The following is a 17,191-nucleotide window of genomic DNA, read 5'->3' on the forward strand; positions in this document are numbered from 1 at the left end:
CGCTAGTTATTCTGGTAGATGTCCTTATAAAGCCTGCTTTCGAAGCGAACCAGCGGAATACGACGATTGCGCTGATCGGTCGGTTCGACGGCATAGCCGGAAAGATACTGCACGAATGCCATGCGCTGTCCGCTGGCGGTAGTGATGAAGCCTGCAAGGTTGTAAACCCCCTGCAGTGAGCCTGTTTTCGCGGAGACTTTGCCATCCACGCCGGCAGCGTGAAGCCCCGCACGGTACTGCAGTGAACCGTCATGTCCGGCCAGCGGCAGCATTGAAATAAAGTTTAGCTCAGTGTCATGCTGTGCAATGTACTGAAGCACCTGCATCATCGTGGCCGGAGAGATCAAATTATGGCGCGACAGGCCGGAGCCATCGACGGCGATGGTATTACCCAGATCGATCCCCGCCTGCTGGCGCAGAATCTGACGCACCGCGTCTGAGCCCGCGCGCCAGGTTCCCGGCACGCCGAAACGGGCGTGGCCAATCATGCGGAACACCGTATCGGCAATCATATTGTCCGACTTTTTCAGCATAATTCGCAGTAAATCGTGCAGCGGCGCAGACTGTTTGCTGGCGATGACCGTGCCGGGCTGGTTGACCTGCGTCTGACGAAGCAGGGTGCCGGAATAGGTTATTCCCGCTTGTTTCAGCTCATCTTTCAGAATGGCGCCTGCATAGCTTGCGCCATCCTGTATTGCAAAGGCCAGCGGCAGCGGATCGGCGCGCTGCGTCAGGCAGCCGGTGAGCGTGAAGCGGTTAAGGTCGCCTGGCACCACATCCAGTTCGCAATACTGGGCATCGGGGGAACCCTTGGCCAGCGTGCGAACCTGGCTAAACATGGTGACCGGGTAGTAGGACGCGATGCGGATAAACGCTAAGTCATCCGGCTTTGGCGCACTGTAAAGCGAAACCGAGAAGCAGTTGCGGTCAACAATCGCGGCGGCGGGCGGGGCGCTAAAACACTGCGTCATGTCGTTCCACGGCCAGCCCGGGGCTTTGTCGTGGCTGGCAAAGATGGACGTGTCGATCAGTACATTGCCGTCAATTTTCTGCACGCCGGTTTTTTTCAGTACCGCGACCATATTGCGGATATCCTGGCGTTTAAAGGTTGGATCGCCGCCAAAACGGGCGATAAGATCGCCTTTCAGTTCGCCACCCTCAACGTTACCTTTGGTTTCAAGGGTGGTCGTAAAACGGAAGTCAGGCCCGAGCTGGAGCAGAGCGGCGAGGGCGGTGATCACCTTTTGGGTACTGGCAGGCAGCGCCATCTGTTGACTGTGATAGTCAATCTCGGGAGCCTGTGCGCCAACCTTCTGCACCATCAGGGCGAGGTTCGCGCCTGCGGGAAGCTGATTAATGTACTCATCAACATTCGCGGCCTGGGCGGTGAACGTTATACTGGTAGTCAATCCGATGATAAAACTGGAAAATCGCATAATCTCGCGCTAACAACCCGAAAACAAACCGTCATACTACGGTGCATGGCACTGCAAAGTAAACGATGACCCATAGTGAACTTCGCGGTAAAATGCGTATCAAATTGAAAAATTGCTGCTGACCTGGGGCGTTGCTCCCGGGTCGGTTTTCTTTTTGCTTCTGGCCTGTTCAGGTGGGCTGGAGCAGGGAACACTGCTCCCAACAGGAATGTTTAAGAGGTATAACAAATGCAAGCTATTCCGATGACCTTACGTGGTGCCGAAAAACTGCGCGAAGAGCTGGATTTTCTGAAATCCGTACGTCGCCCTGAAATCATCGCCGCTATCGCGGAAGCGCGTGAGCATGGCGACCTGAAAGAGAACGCTGAATACCACGCCGCGCGTGAGCAGCAGGGCTTCTGTGAAGGGCGTATTAAAGATATCGAGGCAAAACTGTCCAATGCACAGGTTATCGATATCACCAAAATGCCGAATAATGGCCGTGTGATTTTTGGTTCAACCGTTACCGTGCTGAACCTGGACAACGACGAAGAGCAGACCTATCGCATCGTGGGTGATGATGAAGCTGACTTCAAACAGAACCTGATTTCGGTGAACTCACCGATTGCTCGCGGCCTGATTGGCAAAGAGCAGGACGATGTTGTCACCATCCGCACCCCTGGTGGTGAAGTGGAATACGAAATTATTAAGGTTGAATACCTGTAATTCGCTTCTCTACTAAGATGTTGATACATTGTAAAGAAAAGAAAAAGGCCGCGTAGCGGCCTTTTATCAACTCAAGGAGCATGGCATTTTGCTCGCCTGCTGACAGAAATCCCTCGTTTCACACAGAAAATGTGTTTAATTCAGGATATCCTTAACGTGGCAGCGAGATTTTACGCTCTTTAGATGGGCGGTAGAGCACCAGCGTTTTACCGATGACCTGTACATTACAGGCGCCGGTTTCGCGCACGATGGCTTCCACGATCAGGTTTTTAGTGTCTCTGTCTTCAGAGGCGATTTTCACCTTGATCAGCTCGTGGTGTTCCAGCGCTTGTTCAATCTCGGCAAGCACCCCTTCGGTCAAACCATTGTTGCCAAGCATCACTACAGGCTTGAGCGGATGTGCCAGACCTTTAAGGTGCTGTTTTTGTTTAGTACTCAGATTCATCGTATATTTTTGCTTACGTTGGGATTGAAAACGGTTCATTCTACCGCCATCTCCCTTATATCGCCAAATAGCTGCGTAGAAATTTACGTCACAGGCAAGCAACGATGAACCAGGACGGAAATGTTAAATGACAGGTAAAAAGCGTTCTGCCAGCTCCAGCCGCTGGCTCCAGGAACACTTTAGCGATAAATATGTTCAACAGGCACAGAAAAAGGGGTTGCGTTCCCGTGCCTGGTTTAAACTTGATGAAATACAGCAAAGTGACAAACTTTTTAAGCCGGGGATGACGGTTGTTGACCTCGGTGCAGCACCTGGCGGATGGTCCCAGTATGCGGTAACGCAGATCGGCGGAACGGGCCGAATCATCGCGTGCGATCTTTTACCAATGGATCCCATCGTCGGTGTCGACTTCCTTCAGGGCGACTTTCGTGATGAATTAGTGCTGAAAGCGTTACTTGATCGTGTAGGTGACAGTAAGGTCCAGGTTGTCATGTCAGATATGGCACCAAATATGTGCGGAACACCGGCGGTGGATATCCCCCGCGCCATGTATCTGGTGGAGCTAGCGTTAGAAATGTGTCGTGATGTACTAGCGCCTGGTGGTAGTTTTGTTGTGAAGGTGTTTCAGGGCGAAGGTTTCGAGGAGTATCTTAAGGAAATTCGCTCCCTGTTTGCGAAGGTCAAAGTTCGTAAGCCGGACTCTTCCCGGGCCCGTTCCCGTGAAGTGTATATTGTAGCGACCGGGCGAAAATGATAACCGGGAGATTTCAGACGAAAGTTTGAATGAAACTGGATATAGAGTATCCTGACGCTGTTTTTAACACAGTTGTAATATGAGGTTAATCCCTTGAGTGACATGGCGAAAAACCTAATACTCTGGCTGGTCATTGCCGTTGTGCTGATGTCAGTATTCCAGAGCTTTGGGCCCAGCGAGTCGAATGGCCGCAAGGTGGATTATTCTACCTTCCTGCAGGAGGTCAATCAGGACCAGGTTCGCGAAGCGCGTATCAACGGACGTGAGATCAACGTTACCAAGAAAGATAGTAACCGTTACACGACTTACATCCCGGTGAACGATCCTAAGCTGCTTGATAACCTTCTGACCAAAAACGTCAAGGTGGTAGGTGAACCGCCAGAAGAACAAAGCCTGCTGGCTACTATCTTCATTTCCTGGTTCCCGATGCTGCTTCTTATCGGCGTCTGGATCTTCTTTATGCGCCAGATGCAGGGCGGCGGTGGCAAAGGTGCCATGTCGTTCGGTAAGAGCAAGGCGCGTATGTTGACGGAAGATCAGATCAAGACCACTTTTGCGGACGTTGCCGGGTGTGACGAAGCGAAAGAAGAGGTCGGTGAACTGGTTGAATACCTGCGTGAGCCGAGCCGTTTCCAGAAACTGGGCGGTAAAATCCCGAAAGGCGTGCTGATGGTTGGCCCTCCGGGTACCGGTAAAACCCTGCTGGCGAAAGCCATCGCGGGTGAAGCGAAGGTGCCGTTCTTTACTATTTCAGGTTCAGACTTCGTCGAAATGTTCGTGGGTGTTGGTGCATCTCGTGTGCGTGACATGTTCGAGCAGGCCAAGAAGGCAGCACCGTGCATTATCTTCATCGATGAAATCGACGCCGTAGGCCGCCAGCGTGGCGCAGGCCTGGGCGGTGGTCACGATGAACGTGAACAGACGCTGAACCAGATGCTGGTTGAGATGGACGGCTTCGAAGGTAACGAAGGTATCATCGTTATCGCGGCAACTAACCGTCCGGACGTACTTGACCCGGCGCTGCTGCGTCCAGGCCGTTTCGACCGTCAGGTTGTTGTCGGTCTACCGGATGTTCGCGGTCGTGAACAAATTCTGAAAGTTCACATGCGTCGCGTACCGCTGGCACCAGATATCGACGCGGCAATCATTGCGCGCGGTACTCCGGGCTTCTCCGGTGCGGATCTCGCTAACCTGGTCAACGAAGCTGCACTGTTTGCCGCTCGCGGTAACAAGCGCGTCGTGTCGATGGTGGAGTTCGAGAAAGCGAAAGATAAGATCATGATGGGTGCGGAACGTCGCTCCATGGTGATGACGGAAGCGCAGAAAGAATCCACGGCTTACCACGAAGCGGGTCACGCGATTATCGGTCGCCTGGTGCCGGAACACGATCCGGTGCATAAAGTGACGATTATTCCGCGCGGTCGTGCGCTGGGTGTGACCTTCTTCCTGCCTGAAGGCGACGCGATCAGCGCCAGCCGTCAGAAGCTGGAAAGCCAGATCTCAACCCTGTACGGCGGCCGTCTGGCGGAAGAGATTATCTACGGTCCGGAACATGTTTCTACCGGTGCGTCGAACGACATTAAAGTGGCGACAAACCTGGCACGTAACATGGTGACTCAGTGGGGCTTCTCCGACAAACTCGGTCCGCTGCTCTATGCAGAGGAAGAGGGCGAAGTGTTCCTGGGCCGCTCCGTGGCAAAAGCGAAACATATGTCCGATGAAACGGCTCGTATCATCGACCAGGAAGTGAAAGCGCTGATTGAACGTAACTACGGTCGCGCGCGTCAGATCCTGAATGACAACATGGACATTCTGCATTCCATGAAAGATGCGCTCATGAAATATGAGACCATCGATGCACCGCAGATTGACGACCTGATGGCGCGCCGCGAAGTGCGTCCGCCAGCAGGCTGGGAAGACCCAGGCGCTTCCAATAACTCTGACAACAATGGCACCCCGCGTGCACCGCGTCCGGTTGATGAACCGCGTACGCCAAACCCGGGCAACACCATGTCAGAACAGTTGGGCGATAAGTAAGTCACTGCTGTTGAAGCGTTTGTTTGTACCTCAAACCCTGGAGCTTGCTCCGGGGTTTTTCATTTCTGTTTAACCATTTAGATATCAGGGATTTCGCCATGAAATTATTCGCTCAGGACTCGCATCTCGATCTTTCACATCCCCATGTGATGGGGATCCTGAATGTTACCCCTGACTCCTTCTCTGACGGCGGCACGCATAACACGCTTATCGAGGCGGTTAAGCATGCGAATTTAATGATTAATGCAGGTGCCACCATCATTGACGTTGGCGGCGAATCGACGCGTCCCGGTGCGGCGGACGTGTCTGTGGAAGAAGAGCTGGCGCGCGTGGTGCCGGTCGTTGAAGCAATCGCACAGCGGTTTGAAGTGTGGATCTCAGTAGATACCTCCAAACCGGAAGTGATCCGAGAAGTGGCGAAAGTGGGCGCTCACATTATCAATGATATTCGTTCACTTACCGAGCCGGGAGCGATTGAGGCGGCTGCGGAAACCGGGCTGCCGGTTTGCCTGATGCATATGCAGGGGCAACCGAAAACCATGCAGGACGCGCCGAAGTATGACGATGTCTTTGCCGACGTAAATCGCTTCTTTATTGAGCATATCGAACGTTGTGAACGTGCCGGTATCCCAAAAGAGAAATTGCTGCTCGACCCGGGGTTCGGTTTCGGTAAAAATCTCTCACACAACTATGCGCTGCTTGCGCGCTTATCGGAATTTCATCACTTTGGCCTGCCGCTGCTGGTGGGGATGTCGAGAAAGTCGATGATTGGCCAGTTGCTGAATGTAGGCCCGAGCGAACGCCTGAGCGGCAGCCTGGCCTGCGCGGTGATTGCGGCGATGCAGGGTGCGCACATCATTCGTGTCCATGACGTCAAAGAAACAGTAGAAGCCATGCGTGTGGTGGAAGCCACACTGGCAGCGAAGGAAAACAAACGCTATGAGTAATCGTAAATATTTTGGTACCGACGGTATCCGTGGGCGCGTAGGCGATGCTCCCATCACCCCTGATTTTGTCCTGAAGCTCGGCTGGGCTGCCGGCAAGGTTCTGGCGCGTCATGGCTCACGTAAAATTATCATCGGTAAAGACACCCGTATTTCCGGCTATATGCTGGAATCCGCGCTGGAAGCGGGGCTGGCGGCGGCTGGACTGTCCGCCTCTTTTACAGGCCCAATGCCAACGCCTGCGGTCGCGTATCTGACGCGCACCTTCCGTGCGGAAGCGGGGATTGTCATCTCGGCCTCTCACAACCCGTTCTACGACAACGGCATTAAATTCTTCTCTATTGATGGCACCAAGCTGCCGGATGAGGTGGAAGAAGCCATTGAAGCTGAAATGGAAAAAGAGATCACCTGTGTTGATTCCGCAGAGCTGGGTAAAGCGAACCGTATCGTTGATGCGGCGGGTCGCTATATCGAATTCTGTAAAGGCACCTTCCCGAATGAGCTGAGCCTGGCGCACCTCAAAATTGTGGTGGACTGCGCAAATGGCGCGACCTACCACATTGCCCCGAATGTCTTCCGCGAGCTCGGTGCGAAAGTGATCGCCATTGGCTGTGAGCCGGATGGTCTGAACATCAACGAGCAGGTCGGTGCGACGGACGTTCGTGCCCTGCAGGCGCGCGTTCTGGCAGAAAAAGCCGATCTGGGCATTGCGCTGGACGGCGACGGTGACCGCGTGATCATGGTTGATCACGAAGGTAACAAGGTCGACGGCGACCAGATCCTCTACATTATTGCGCGTGAAGGTCTGCGTCAGGGTCAGCTGCGCGGCGGTGCGGTCGGGACGCTGATGAGTAACATGGGCCTGGAACTGGCGCTGAAACAGCTCGGTATTCCGTTCGTTCGCGCGAAAGTGGGTGACCGCTATGTGTTGGAAAAATTGCAGGAGAAGGGCTGGCGTATCGGCGCTGAAAATTCAGGTCACGTGATCCTGCTCGACAAAACCACCACCGGTGACGGTATTGTGGCCGCGTTGCAGGTGGTTGCCGCCATGGCGCGCAACCATATGAGCCTGCACGATCTGTGCAGCGGCATGAAAATGTTCCCACAGATCCTCGTAAACGTACGTTTCACTGCCGGCAAAGGCGATCCGCTGGAAAATGAGAACGTGAAAGCGGTGATGGCTGACGTTGAAGCGGCCCTGGGCAGCCGTGGACGCGTGCTGCTGCGTAAGTCTGGTACTGAACCGCTGATCCGCGTGATGGTGGAAGGCGAAGACGAAGCGCAGGTAACCGAATTTGCGCACCGTATTGCGGATGCTGTTAAAGCTGCATAATCTTGCACGCTAAATGTTTAAAAAGGCGGCGTTTGCCGCCTTTGTTTTAAGCAATTAATGGCTTTTTGCTGTTTTTTTCCGCAGTTGATACAATGCGTCGAAAATGCCCTTGCGAAGGTGATTCGCTTTGGTTAGTATTCACACCCGCTTCAGTGGGAAACAGAAATCCTGCTAATTGGTCGAAGCATTGGTATGCGGCAAATCCGCAAGGAACAGGTTGATTATGTACGAAGCTCTTTTAGTTGTTTTCCTTATTGTAGCCATCGCTCTCGTAGCGCTGATTATGCTGCAGCAAGGTAAAGGCGCTGATATGGGAGCCTCCTTCGGAGCAGGCGCTTCCGGTACGCTGTTCGGTTCAAGTGGTTCTGCGAACTTCATGACCCGCACGACGGCGATTCTGGCGACGCTGTTCTTCATCATCAGTCTGGTGCTTGGCAATATCAACAGCAACAAGACCAGCAAAGGAAGCGAGTGGGAAAACCTGAGCGCGCCAGCAAAAACTGAGCAAACTCAGCCAGCTGCACCGGCTAAGCCAACCAGCGATATCCCGCAGTAAGTATTCCGTACCGAGGTGGTGGAATTGGTAGACACGCTACCTTGAGGTGGTAGTGCCCTAACGGGCTTGTGGGTTCGAGTCCCATCCTCGGTACCAATATTCCAGAAGAAAGACGTCGAAAGACGTCTTTTTTTTCGTCTGTAGCTTTTGCCGTTCGTAGGCCCGGTAAGCGCAGCGCCACCGGGCAAAATGGCGGGTGGCGCTGCGCTTACCCGCCCTACAAAAGCCGAACAAAAAGGCGCCCATTGGGCGCCTTTTGCATGTTTCATTATCGATTATTTCTTATCGCTGTGTTCAAGGTTTTCAACCTGCGGCAGGCCGTTACCTGAATTCGCAGAGAGCAGGCCATTCTCAACATAGTTGAACAGCTTCTCACGGGTATCGGTGATGTCCAGGTTACGCATGGTCAGCTGGCCAATACGATCGTCCGGTGAAAACACTGACTCACCTTTCTCCATGGTCAGACGCTCTGCTTTATAGGTCAGGTTATCAGACACGGTGTTCAGGATGGAGTAGTCGTTACCGCGACGCAGTTCCAGGGTCACTTCACCGGTAATTGCACTCGCCACCCAACGCTGAAGCGCATCACGCAGCATCAGCGCCTGCGGATCGAACCAGCGGCCCTGATACAGCAGTTTGCCCAGCTGACGGCCATGAGAGTGATACTGCTCAATGGTGTCTTCGTTGTGAATACCAGTCAGCAGACGCTCGTAAGCAATATGCAGCAGCGCCATTCCCGGAGCTTCATAGATGCCACGGCTTTTCGCTTCGATGATACGGTTTTCAATCTGATCGCTCATGCCCAGGCCGTGACGACCACCAATACGGTTAGCTTCCAGCATCAGCTCAACGTCATCAGAGAAGGTTTTGCCGTTCAGCGCAACCGGATGACCACGTTCGAAACGCACGGTCACTTCTTCTGCCGGGATCTTCACGTTCTCATCCCAGAACTTCACGCCCATGATTGGGTTAACGATCTTCACGCTGGAGTTCAGGAATTCCAGGTCTTTCGCTTCGTGCGTCGCACCCAGCATGTTGGAGTCGGTGGAGTAGGCTTTCTCGACGGACATCTTATAGTCAAAGCCGCAGGCGATCATAAACTCGGACATCTCATGACGACCACCCAGCTCGTCGATGAAGTCGGTATCCAGCCACGGTTTGTAGATCTGCAATTCGGCGTTGGTCAGCAGGCCATAACGATAGAAACGTTCAATATCGTTTCCTTTATAGGTGCTGCCATCACCCCAGATGTTGACGCCGTCTTCTTTCATGGCGGCAACCAGCATGGTACCGGTGACCGCACGGCCCAGCGGAGTGGTGTTGAAATAGGTCAGGCCGCCGGTGGTGTTATGGAATGCACCACACTGAATCGCCGCGATACCTTCCGCGACCAGTTGCTTACGGCAGTCAATCAGGCGCGCGTTCTCTGCACCATACTCTTTCGCGCGACGAGGAATGGCATCATAGTCGTCCTCATCCGGCTGACCCAGGTTCGCAGTATAGGCATACGGAACCGCTCCCTTCTGGCGCATCCACAGCAGTGCAGCGCTGGTATCCAGGCCACCTGAGAAAGCGATGCCAATACGTTGTCCTACCGGAAGATGCTTGAGAATCGTCGTCATAGAATAAAACCCTGCTTGATTGACTGATTAGAGACCGCTTTCGCTCTCTTGTGCATTTTTATGCAAAATAAGTGAGTATTCATTTAATCATCTTTTGGCGAAGACCGGAAGAGACTCGTGCGTTTTTTGTAAAAATTTTGGTCTGATCGATCTGGCGGAAGTCGCCTTGACAGGTGGGGTCAACTATCAATATACTAAACGCCGATTTTACGTCCCGTCTTCGGTACCAAATCCCAGCATTATTTGCAAATTCTGTCCAAAACGCGTAGAATTTGCCACGTTTCAGGCGCGGGGTGGAGCAGCCTGGTAGCTCGTCGGGCTCATAACCCGAAGGTCGTCGGTTCAAATCCGGCCCCCGCAACCACTTTCCCATAAAGTTCTTTTTCAAATATACTGTGAAGACTTAGAGCCTTCGTAGCTGGATTTGAAAAAATTCTTTCGGAGAGTGCTCCAGGCCACAGTTGTGGCTATAGGGTTCAGTTATCTAAAGCCCCGATTTATCGGGGTTTTTTGTTATCTGACTACAGAATAACTGGGCTTTACGCCCTTTTTTTATGTCTTGGGGGTGGGCTTGTCCACATTAGAGCAAAAATTAACAGAGATGATTACTGCACCGGTCGAAGCACTGGGCTACGAACTGGTCGGCATCGAATTCGTTCGCGGCCGTACATCGACGCTGCGCATCTATATTGATAGTGAAGATGGCATCAATGTTGATGATTGTGCTGATGTCAGCCACCAGGTGAGTGCGGTTCTTGATGTTGAAGACCCAATTACCGTTGCGTACAACCTGGAAGTTTCCTCACCTGGCCTCGATCGCCCGATGTTCACGGCCGAGCACTATGTGCGCTTTACCGGTGAAGAAGTGGCTCTCGTTCTGCGTATGGCCGTACAGAACCGCCGTAAATGGCAGGGAATTATCAAAGCCGTTGATGGTGAAATGATCACGGTGACAGTCGAAGGCAAAGATGAAGTGTTCGCGCTGAGTAATATCCAGAAGGCGAACCTGGTTCCCCACTTTTAACAGTCTGGATTGAGGTGAAAAGCCCGCGATGAACAAAGAAATTTTGGCTGTTGTTGAAGCCGTCTCCAACGAGAAATCACTGCCGCGTGAGAAGATTTTTGAAGCGCTGGAAAGTGCACTGGCTACAGCAACCAAGAAAAAATACGAACAAGAGATCGATGTTCGCGTAGAAATCGATCGTAAAAGCGGTGACTTCGATACATTCCGTCGTTGGGTAATCGTTGAAGAAGTGACCCAGCCGACTAAAGAGATCACGCTGGAAGCCGCCCGTTTTGAAGACGAAAGTCTGAACGTGGGTGACTACGTTGAAGATCAGATTGAGTCTGTGACCTTCGACCGTATCACTACCCAGACCGCTAAACAGGTTATCGTGCAGAAAGTGCGCGAAGCCGAGCGCGCGCTGGTTGTCGATCAGTTCCGCGATCAGGAAGGCGAAATCATCACTGGCGTGGTGAAGAAAGTGAACCGCGACAACATCTCCCTGGAGATCAAATCCGAAGGGTTGCCGGGTAACGCTGAAGCCGTGATCCTGCGTGAAGATATGCTGCCGCGTGAAAACTTCCGTCCGGGCGACCGTATTCGTGGTGTTCTGTACGCTGTGCGTCCAGAAGCTCGCGGTGCGCAGCTGTTCGTGACCCGTTCTAAACCAGAAATGCTGGTAGAACTGTTCCGTATCGAAGTACCGGAAATCGGTGAAGAAGTTATCGAAATTAAAGCGGCGGCTCGCGATCCGGGCTCCCGTGCGAAAATTGCGGTGAAAACCAACGACAAGCGTATCGACCCGGTCGGTGCTTGCGTCGGTATGCGCGGTGCGCGTGTCCAGGCAGTTTCTACTGAGCTGGGCGGCGAACGTATTGATATCGTTCTGTGGGATGACAACCCGGCGCAGTTCGTGATCAACGCAATGGCTCCGGCTGATGTGGCGTCTATCGTTGTTGACGAAGACAAACACACCATGGATATCGCTGTTGAAGCGGGCAACCTGGCGCAGGCAATCGGCCGTAACGGTCAGAACGTACGCCTGGCGTCACAGCTGAGCGGCTGGGAACTCAACGTCATGACCGTTGATGACCTGCAGGCTAAGCATCAGGCTGAAGCCCATGCGGCGATCGATACCTTCACCAAATACCTGGATATTGACGAAGATTTCGCCACTGTTCTGGTTGAAGAAGGTTTCTCTACGCTGGAAGAACTGGCCTATGTGCCAATGAAAGAGCTGCTGGAAATTGACGGTCTGGATGAACCAACCGTTGAAGCCCTGCGTGAACGCGCTAAAAACGCACTGACCACCCTGGCACTGGCTCAGGAAGAAAGCCTTGGCGATAAGAAGCCGGCTGATGACCTGCTGAATCTGGAAGGTCTTGATCGTGCGATTGCGTTCAAGCTGGCTGCCCGTGGTGTTTGTACGCTGGAAGATCTCGCTGAGCAAGGCGTTGATGACCTGGCTGATATCGAAGGTTTAACCGACGAGAAAGCCGGCGAGCTCATCATGGCCGCACGTAATATTTGCTGGTTCGGCGACGAAGCGTAATAAACTGTAGCAGGAAGGAACAGCATGACTGATGTAACTGTAAAATCGCTGGCTGCTGAGATTCAGACCTCCGTGGACCGCCTGGTACAGCAATTTGCTGATGCAGGGATCCCGAAGTCCGCTGATGACTCGGTGACCGCGCAAGAAAAACAAACCTTGTTAACGCACCTGAACCGTGAACACGGCTCTACGCCTGACAAGTTAACGCTGCAGCGCAAAACGCGTAGCACGTTAAACATCCCTGGTACCGGTGGCAAAAGCAAATCGGTACAAATTGAAGTCCGCAAGACGCGCACCTTTGTAAAACGTGATCCGCAAGAGGCAGAACGCCTTGCCGCGGAAGAGCAGGCACAGCGTGAAGCGGAAGAACAAGCTCAGCGTGAGGCGGAAGCAGCCGCCAAACGTGAAGCAGAATTAAAAGCTGAACGTGAGGCCGCAGAAAAAGCGAAACGCGACGCAAGTGATAAAGTGAAGCGTGACGCTGCGGAAAAAGACAAAGTGAGCAATCAACAGACAGACGAAATGACCAAAACCGCCCAGGCTGAAAAAGCCCGCCGTGAAAATGAAGCTGCCGAGCTGAAGCGTAAAGCGGAAGAAGAAGCCCGCCGTAAGCTGGAAGAAGAAGCTCGCCGCGTCGCCGAAGAAGCGCGTCGCATGGCAGAAGAAAATGAGAAGAACGGTGTTGATACCGCTGAGCAGTCTGAAGACACCAGCGACTATCACGTGACCACTTCTCAGCACGCACGTCAGGCTGAAGATGATAACGACCGTGAAGTAGAAGGCGGCCGTGGCCGTGGTCGTAATGCAAAAGCAGCGCGTCCGGCGAAAAAAGGTAACAAGCACGCGGAATCCAAAGCTGACCGTGAAGAAGCACGTGCGGCTGTTCGCGGTGGTAAAGGCGGCAAGCGTAAAGGTTCCGCTCTGCAGCAGGGCTTCCAGAAGCCTGCTCAGGCCGTTAACCGTGACGTTGTGATCGGCGAAACCATTACCGTTGGCGAACTGGCGAACAAGATGGCGGTTAAAGGCTCTCAGGTCATCAAAGCAATGATGAAGCTGGGCGCGATGGCAACCATCAACCAGGTGATCGATCAGGAAACTGCGCAGCTGGTTGCGGAAGAGATGGGCCACAAAGTTATCCTGCGTCGTGAAAACGAGCTGGAAGAAGCAGTAATGAGCGACCGTGACACAGGTGCTGCGGCAGAACCGCGCGCACCGGTAGTGACCATTATGGGTCACGTTGACCACGGTAAAACCTCGCTGCTTGACTACATTCGCTCTACCAAGGTTGCCTCTGGCGAAGCGGGTGGTATTACCCAGCACATCGGTGCATACCACGTAGAAACTGACAACGGTATGATCACCTTCCTGGATACCCCAGGCCACGCCGCGTTTACCTCCATGCGTGCTCGTGGTGCTCAGGCGACGGATATCGTTGTTCTGGTTGTTGCTGCAGACGACGGCGTCATGCCGCAGACCATCGAAGCTATCCAGCACGCGAAAGCAGCGGGTGTGCCGGTTGTGGTTGCAGTGAATAAGATCGATAAGCCAGAAGCGGATCCCGATCGTGTTAAAAACGAACTTTCCCAGTACGGTATCCTGCCGGAAGAGTGGGGCGGCGAAAGCCAGTTCGTACACGTGTCTGCGAAAGCGGGTACCGGTATCGACGAACTGCTGGACGCGATCCTGCTGCAGGCCGAAGTTCTGGAGCTGAAAGCCATCCGTAACGGTATGGCGAGCGGTGCGGTTATCGAATCCTTCCTGGATAAAGGACGTGGCCCTGTTGCTACCGTTCTGGTTCGTGAAGGTACACTGCATAAAGGTGATATCGTTCTGTGCGGTTTCGAATACGGTCGCGTTCGTGCGATGCGTAACGAACTGGGTCAGGAAGTGCTGGAAGCAGGTCCGTCCATTCCAGTGGAAATCCTGGGTCTGTCCGGCGTTCCGGCTGCTGGTGACGAAGTGACCGTTGTGCGTGACGAGAAGAAAGCGCGTGAAGTGGCACTGTATCGTCAGGGCAAATTCCGTGAAGTTAAACTGGCTCGTCAGCAGAAATCTAAACTCGAGAACATGTTTGCCAACATGACCGATGGCGAAGTTCACGAAGTGAACATCGTTCTGAAAGCCGACGTTCAGGGTTCTGTGGAAGCGATCTCCGACTCCTTGCTGAAACTGTCTACCGACGAAGTGAAAGTGAAGATCATCGGTTCTGGCGTAGGTGGTATCACCGAAACCGACGCGACCCTGGCTGCTGCCTCCAACGCTATCCTGGTTGGCTTCAACGTTCGTGCGGATGCCTCTGCGCGTAAAGTCATTGAATCCGAAAGCCTGGATCTGCGTTACTACTCCGTCATCTATAACCTGATCGACGAAGTGAAAGCAGCGATGAGCGGTATGCTGTCTCCTGAGCTGAAACAGCAGATCATCGGTCTGGCTGAAGTACGTGACGTGTTCAAATCACCGAAATTCGGTGCGATCGCGGGCTGTATGGTTACCGAAGGTAACATCAAGCGTCACAACCCAATCCGCGTACTGCGTGACAACGTGGTTATCTATGAAGGCGAGCTGGAATCCCTGCGCCGCTTCAAAGATGACGTTAACGAAGTCCGTAACGGCATGGAATGTGGTATCGGCGTGAAGAACTACAACGACGTTCGCGTTGGCGATATGATCGAAGTGTTCGAGATCATCGAAATTCAGCGTACCATCGCTTAATTTCCGATTGTAAGCCGGGATCGCCTCGCGCCACCCGGCAATAATTTCAAAAAGGGGCTTTAGCCCCTTTTTTGTCTGGAGAATTTATTATGGCGAAAGAATTTGGTCGCCCTCAGCGCGTAGCGCAGGAAATGCAGAAAGAGATCGCACTCATTCTGCAACGTGAAATCAAAGACCCGCGCGTCGGCATGATGACCACTGTTTCCGGTGTGGAAATGTCCCGCGATTTGGCCTACGCAAAAGTGTTCGTCACCTTCCTGAACGATCAGGACGAAGCCGCAGTGAAGAACGGCATTAAAGCGCTGCAGGAAGCCTCTGGTTTCATCCGCTCTCTGCTCGGCAAAGCGATGCGCCTGCGTATCGTGCCTGAACTGACCTTCTTCTACGACAACTCGCTGGTCGAAGGTATGCGTATGTCCAACCTGGTGACCAGCGTGGTTAAACATGACGATGAGCGTCGTGTTAACCCGGCGGACGACAGCAAGGAGGACTGATGAGTCGTCCTCGTCGTCGTGGTCGCGACGTGCATGGTGTGCTGCTGCTGGATAAACCCCAGGGCGCTTCCAGCAACGACGTGCTGCAAAAAGTGAAGCGTATTTTTAACGCCAACCGAGCGGGCCACACCGGCGCGCTCGATCCGCTGGCAACCGGCATGCTGCCGATCTGCCTGGGAGAGGCGACAAAATTTTCCCAGTACCTGCTCGACTCCGATAAGCGTTACCGCGTCATCGCTAAGCTGGGCCAGCGCACGGATACCTCCGACGCGGATGGTCAGGTCGTGGAGGAGCGTCCGGTGACGTTCAGCGCGGAGCAGCTTGATGCGGCGCTGGAGAGCTTCCGTGGGGATACGATGCAGGTACCGTCGATGTATTCGGCGCTGAAGTATCAGGGGAAAAAACTCTACGAATATGCGCGCCAGGGCATTGAGGTCCCGCGTGAAGCCCGTCCGATTACCGTGTATGAGCTGCTCTTTATTCGCCACGAAGGCGATGAGCTGGAGCTGGAAGTGCACTGCTCGAAAGGGACCTATATTCGCACCATCATTGATGACCTCGGTGAAAAGCTGGGCTGCGGCGCGCATGTGATTTACCTGCGTCGCCTTGCGGTGAGCAAGTATCCGGTGGAGCGAATGGTGACCCTGGAACATCTGCGCGAGCTGGTTGAACAGGCGGAATCCCAGGGGATCGCGCCGGCAGAGCTGCTCGACCCACTGCTGATGCCGATGGACAGTCCGGCTGCGGACTTCCCGGTTGTTAATCTTCCTTTAACATCGTCCGTTTACTTTAAGAACGGCAACCCGGTTCGTACGTCAGATGCGCCGCTGGAAGGCCTGGTACGCGTGACCGAAGGTGACGAAGGGAAATTCATCGGGATGGGCGAAATGGATGGCGAAGGGCGCGTTGCGCCGCGTCGTCTGGTCGTCGAATATCCGGTCGACGCGTGACGGTGATAACGGCTCACCTTGCGATAAGCAGGGGAGACGAGTAGAATATCGCCGCTTAACGCCTGGTAAATTGTTTAACAATCTGCGGGGCGTACATGGGATTGCTGAATTAGAGATCGGCATCCTTACATTCTTTATACTTTGGAGTTTGAAAATGTCTCTAAGCGTTGAAGCTAAAGCTAAAATCGTTTCTGAGTTTGGTCGTGGTACTAACGACAGCGGTTCTACCGAAGTTCAGGTTGCACTGCTGACTGCACAGATTAACCACCTGCAGGGTCACTTTGCAGAGCACAAAAAAGATCACCACAGCCGTCGTGGTCTGCTGCGTATGGTTTCTCAGCGTCGTAAACTGCTCGACTACCTGAAACGTAAAGATGTTGCACGCTACACCGCGCTGATCGAGCGTCTGGGTCTGCGTCGCTAAGTCTTGCGAGTTTCAGAAAAGGGGGCCTGATGGCCCCTTTTTTCAAGCAGACGGCAGCAATTCACTGGAAACTATTGTATTGTTGCTATAAATGATCTTCATTGCAGAGGTTCGCGCGGCTAATGAGAGGCTTCACCCAGGGGGGTGTTGGTTGTCATTAGTCGCGAGGATGCGAAGAAGGTCGGGTCAAATCGACAGCACACCGGTGGTGTGCTGTCAAACAT

Annotated in this window: 15 protein-coding genes and 2 tRNA genes; 14 read left to right on the top strand and 3 right to left on the bottom strand. The window is 53.4% G+C overall.

Annotated features, from left to right (window positions below; genetic code table 11):
• Window positions 1-2: 2 nt before the first annotated feature.
• Window positions 3-1,436, bottom strand: a complete 1,434-nt coding sequence (dacB, locus tag C6A40_RS15890; protein ID WP_021242259.1) for a serine-type D-Ala-D-Ala carboxypeptidase — start codon at window positions 1,434-1,436, stop codon at window positions 3-5.
• Between the two features lie 228 nt (window positions 1,437-1,664).
• Between dacB and greA the strand changes: the two genes are divergently transcribed.
• Window positions 1,665-2,141 carry a transcription elongation factor GreA gene (gene greA, locus C6A40_RS15895; RefSeq protein WP_003861815.1) on the top strand — a complete coding sequence of 159 codons (477 nt, stop codon included), beginning with the start codon at window positions 1,665-1,667 and terminating at the stop codon, window positions 2,139-2,141.
• Window positions 2,142-2,292: 151 nt separating this feature from the next.
• Here greA and yhbY read toward each other — a convergent pair whose 3' ends face one another.
• Complete coding sequence (gene yhbY / locus C6A40_RS15900; protein ID WP_003861814.1) at window positions 2,293-2,586, bottom strand: ribosome assembly RNA-binding protein YhbY; 294 nt, start codon at window positions 2,584-2,586, stop codon at window positions 2,293-2,295.
• 127 nt (window positions 2,587-2,713) lie between these two features.
• On the opposite strand from yhbY, the gene rlmE reads away from it, so the two are divergent.
• From rlmE to C6A40_RS15930, 6 genes are all read left to right on the top strand, one after another.
• Window positions 2,714-3,340 carry a 23S rRNA (uridine(2552)-2'-O)-methyltransferase RlmE gene (gene rlmE, locus C6A40_RS15905; RefSeq protein ID WP_003861812.1) on the top strand — a complete coding sequence of 209 codons (627 nt, stop codon included), beginning with the start codon at window positions 2,714-2,716 and terminating at the stop codon, window positions 3,338-3,340.
• 102 nt (window positions 3,341-3,442) lie between these two features.
• Window positions 3,443-5,377, top strand: coding sequence for an ATP-dependent zinc metalloprotease FtsH (gene ftsH, locus C6A40_RS15910; protein WP_032622921.1), 1,935 nt, complete (start codon window positions 3,443-3,445; stop codon window positions 5,375-5,377).
• Window positions 5,378-5,475: 98 nt separating this feature from the next.
• Entirely contained in the window at window positions 5,476-6,324 is an 849-nt protein-coding gene (gene folP, locus C6A40_RS15915) for a dihydropteroate synthase (protein ID WP_008501468.1), read from the top strand.
• A complete protein-coding gene (glmM, locus tag C6A40_RS15920) occupies window positions 6,317-7,654 on the top strand; it encodes a phosphoglucosamine mutase (RefSeq protein ID WP_021242257.1) in 1,338 nt (445 codons plus the stop codon). The genes folP and glmM overlap by 8 nt, the downstream gene beginning before the upstream one ends.
• 223 nt (window positions 7,655-7,877) lie before the next feature.
• Window positions 7,878-8,210 carry a preprotein translocase subunit SecG gene (gene secG, locus C6A40_RS15925; RefSeq protein ID WP_021242256.1) on the top strand — a complete coding sequence of 111 codons (333 nt, stop codon included), beginning with the start codon at window positions 7,878-7,880 and terminating at the stop codon, window positions 8,208-8,210.
• A 9-nt stretch (window positions 8,211-8,219) separates the two neighbouring features.
• Window positions 8,220-8,306: transfer RNA gene (locus C6A40_RS15930), tRNA-Leu, on the top strand.
• A 179-nt stretch (window positions 8,307-8,485) separates the two neighbouring features.
• Here the strand turns inward: C6A40_RS15930 and argG are convergent.
• Window positions 8,486-9,832, bottom strand: a complete 1,347-nt coding sequence (gene argG, locus C6A40_RS15935) for an argininosuccinate synthase (protein ID WP_023294661.1) — start codon at window positions 9,830-9,832, stop codon at window positions 8,486-8,488.
• Window positions 9,833-10,119: 287 nt separating this feature from the next.
• Here argG and C6A40_RS15940 point away from each other — a divergent pair.
• From C6A40_RS15940 to rpsO, 7 genes are all read left to right on the top strand, one after another.
• A tRNA-Met gene (locus tag C6A40_RS15940) sits at window positions 10,120-10,196 on the top strand.
• Window positions 10,197-10,403: 207 nt separating this feature from the next.
• Window positions 10,404-10,856, top strand: coding sequence for a ribosome maturation factor RimP (gene rimP / locus C6A40_RS15945; RefSeq protein WP_014833432.1), 453 nt, complete (start codon window positions 10,404-10,406; stop codon window positions 10,854-10,856).
• Window positions 10,857-10,884: 28 nt separating this feature from the next.
• Window positions 10,885-12,387, top strand: coding sequence for a transcription termination factor NusA (nusA, locus tag C6A40_RS15950; RefSeq protein ID WP_003861798.1), 1,503 nt, complete (start codon window positions 10,885-10,887; stop codon window positions 12,385-12,387).
• Between the two features lie 24 nt (window positions 12,388-12,411).
• The gene (gene infB / locus C6A40_RS15955) at window positions 12,412-15,099 is read left to right on the top strand and encodes a translation initiation factor IF-2 (protein ID WP_008501472.1); all 2,688 of its coding nucleotides are present in this window, start codon (window positions 12,412-12,414) and stop codon (window positions 15,097-15,099) included.
• Window positions 15,100-15,188: 89 nt separating this feature from the next.
• The gene (gene rbfA / locus C6A40_RS15960; RefSeq protein ID WP_003024988.1) at window positions 15,189-15,593 is read left to right on the top strand and encodes a 30S ribosome-binding factor RbfA; all 405 of its coding nucleotides are present in this window, start codon (window positions 15,189-15,191) and stop codon (window positions 15,591-15,593) included.
• Window positions 15,593-16,543 (top strand): tRNA pseudouridine(55) synthase TruB, encoded by a 951-nt coding sequence (gene truB / locus C6A40_RS15965; protein WP_045334585.1) that lies wholly within the window; start codon window positions 15,593-15,595, stop codon window positions 16,541-16,543. Before rbfA ends, truB begins: the two co-directional genes overlap by 1 nt.
• Window positions 16,544-16,697: 154 nt before the next feature.
• Window positions 16,698-16,967 (top strand): 30S ribosomal protein S15, encoded by a 270-nt coding sequence (gene rpsO / locus C6A40_RS15970; RefSeq protein ID WP_003861789.1) that lies wholly within the window; start codon window positions 16,698-16,700, stop codon window positions 16,965-16,967.
• The last annotated feature ends 224 nt before the right edge of the window (window positions 16,968-17,191 follow it).

Origin of the sequence: Enterobacter sp. GER_MD16_1505_Eko_090 (assembly GCF_003331015.1) — a bacterium.
Classification (GTDB): Bacteria; Pseudomonadota; Gammaproteobacteria; order Enterobacterales; family Enterobacteriaceae; genus Enterobacter; species Enterobacter roggenkampii.

Bases quoted from the DNA above. Each gene is read 5' to 3' on its own strand.
- rpsO (WP_003861789.1), top strand. From the start codon at position 16,698: ATGTCTCTAAGCGTTGAAGCTAAAGCTAAAATCGTTTCTGAGTTTGGT.
- rbfA (WP_003024988.1), top strand. From the start codon at position 15,189: ATGGCGAAAGAATTTGGTCGCCCTCAGCGCGTAGCGCAGGAAATGCAG.
- argG (WP_023294661.1), bottom strand. From the start codon at position 9,832: ATGACGACGATTCTCAAGCATCTTCCGGTAGGACAACGTATTGGCATC.
- truB (WP_045334585.1), top strand. From the start codon at position 15,593: ATGAGTCGTCCTCGTCGTCGTGGTCGCGACGTGCATGGTGTGCTGCTG.
- dacB (WP_021242259.1), bottom strand. From the start codon at position 1,436: ATGCGATTTTCCAGTTTTATCATCGGATTGACTACCAGTATAACGTTC.
- glmM (WP_021242257.1), top strand. From the start codon at position 6,317: ATGAGTAATCGTAAATATTTTGGTACCGACGGTATCCGTGGGCGCGTA.
- ftsH (WP_032622921.1), top strand. From the start codon at position 3,443: ATGGCGAAAAACCTAATACTCTGGCTGGTCATTGCCGTTGTGCTGATG.
- greA (WP_003861815.1), top strand. From the start codon at position 1,665: ATGCAAGCTATTCCGATGACCTTACGTGGTGCCGAAAAACTGCGCGAA.
- yhbY (WP_003861814.1), bottom strand. From the start codon at position 2,586: ATGAATCTGAGTACTAAACAAAAACAGCACCTTAAAGGTCTGGCACAT.
- secG (WP_021242256.1), top strand. From the start codon at position 7,878: ATGTACGAAGCTCTTTTAGTTGTTTTCCTTATTGTAGCCATCGCTCTC.
- nusA (WP_003861798.1), top strand. From the start codon at position 10,885: ATGAACAAAGAAATTTTGGCTGTTGTTGAAGCCGTCTCCAACGAGAAA.
- rlmE (WP_003861812.1), top strand. From the start codon at position 2,714: ATGACAGGTAAAAAGCGTTCTGCCAGCTCCAGCCGCTGGCTCCAGGAA.
- folP (WP_008501468.1), top strand. From the start codon at position 5,476: ATGAAATTATTCGCTCAGGACTCGCATCTCGATCTTTCACATCCCCAT.
- infB (WP_008501472.1), top strand. From the start codon at position 12,412: ATGACTGATGTAACTGTAAAATCGCTGGCTGCTGAGATTCAGACCTCC.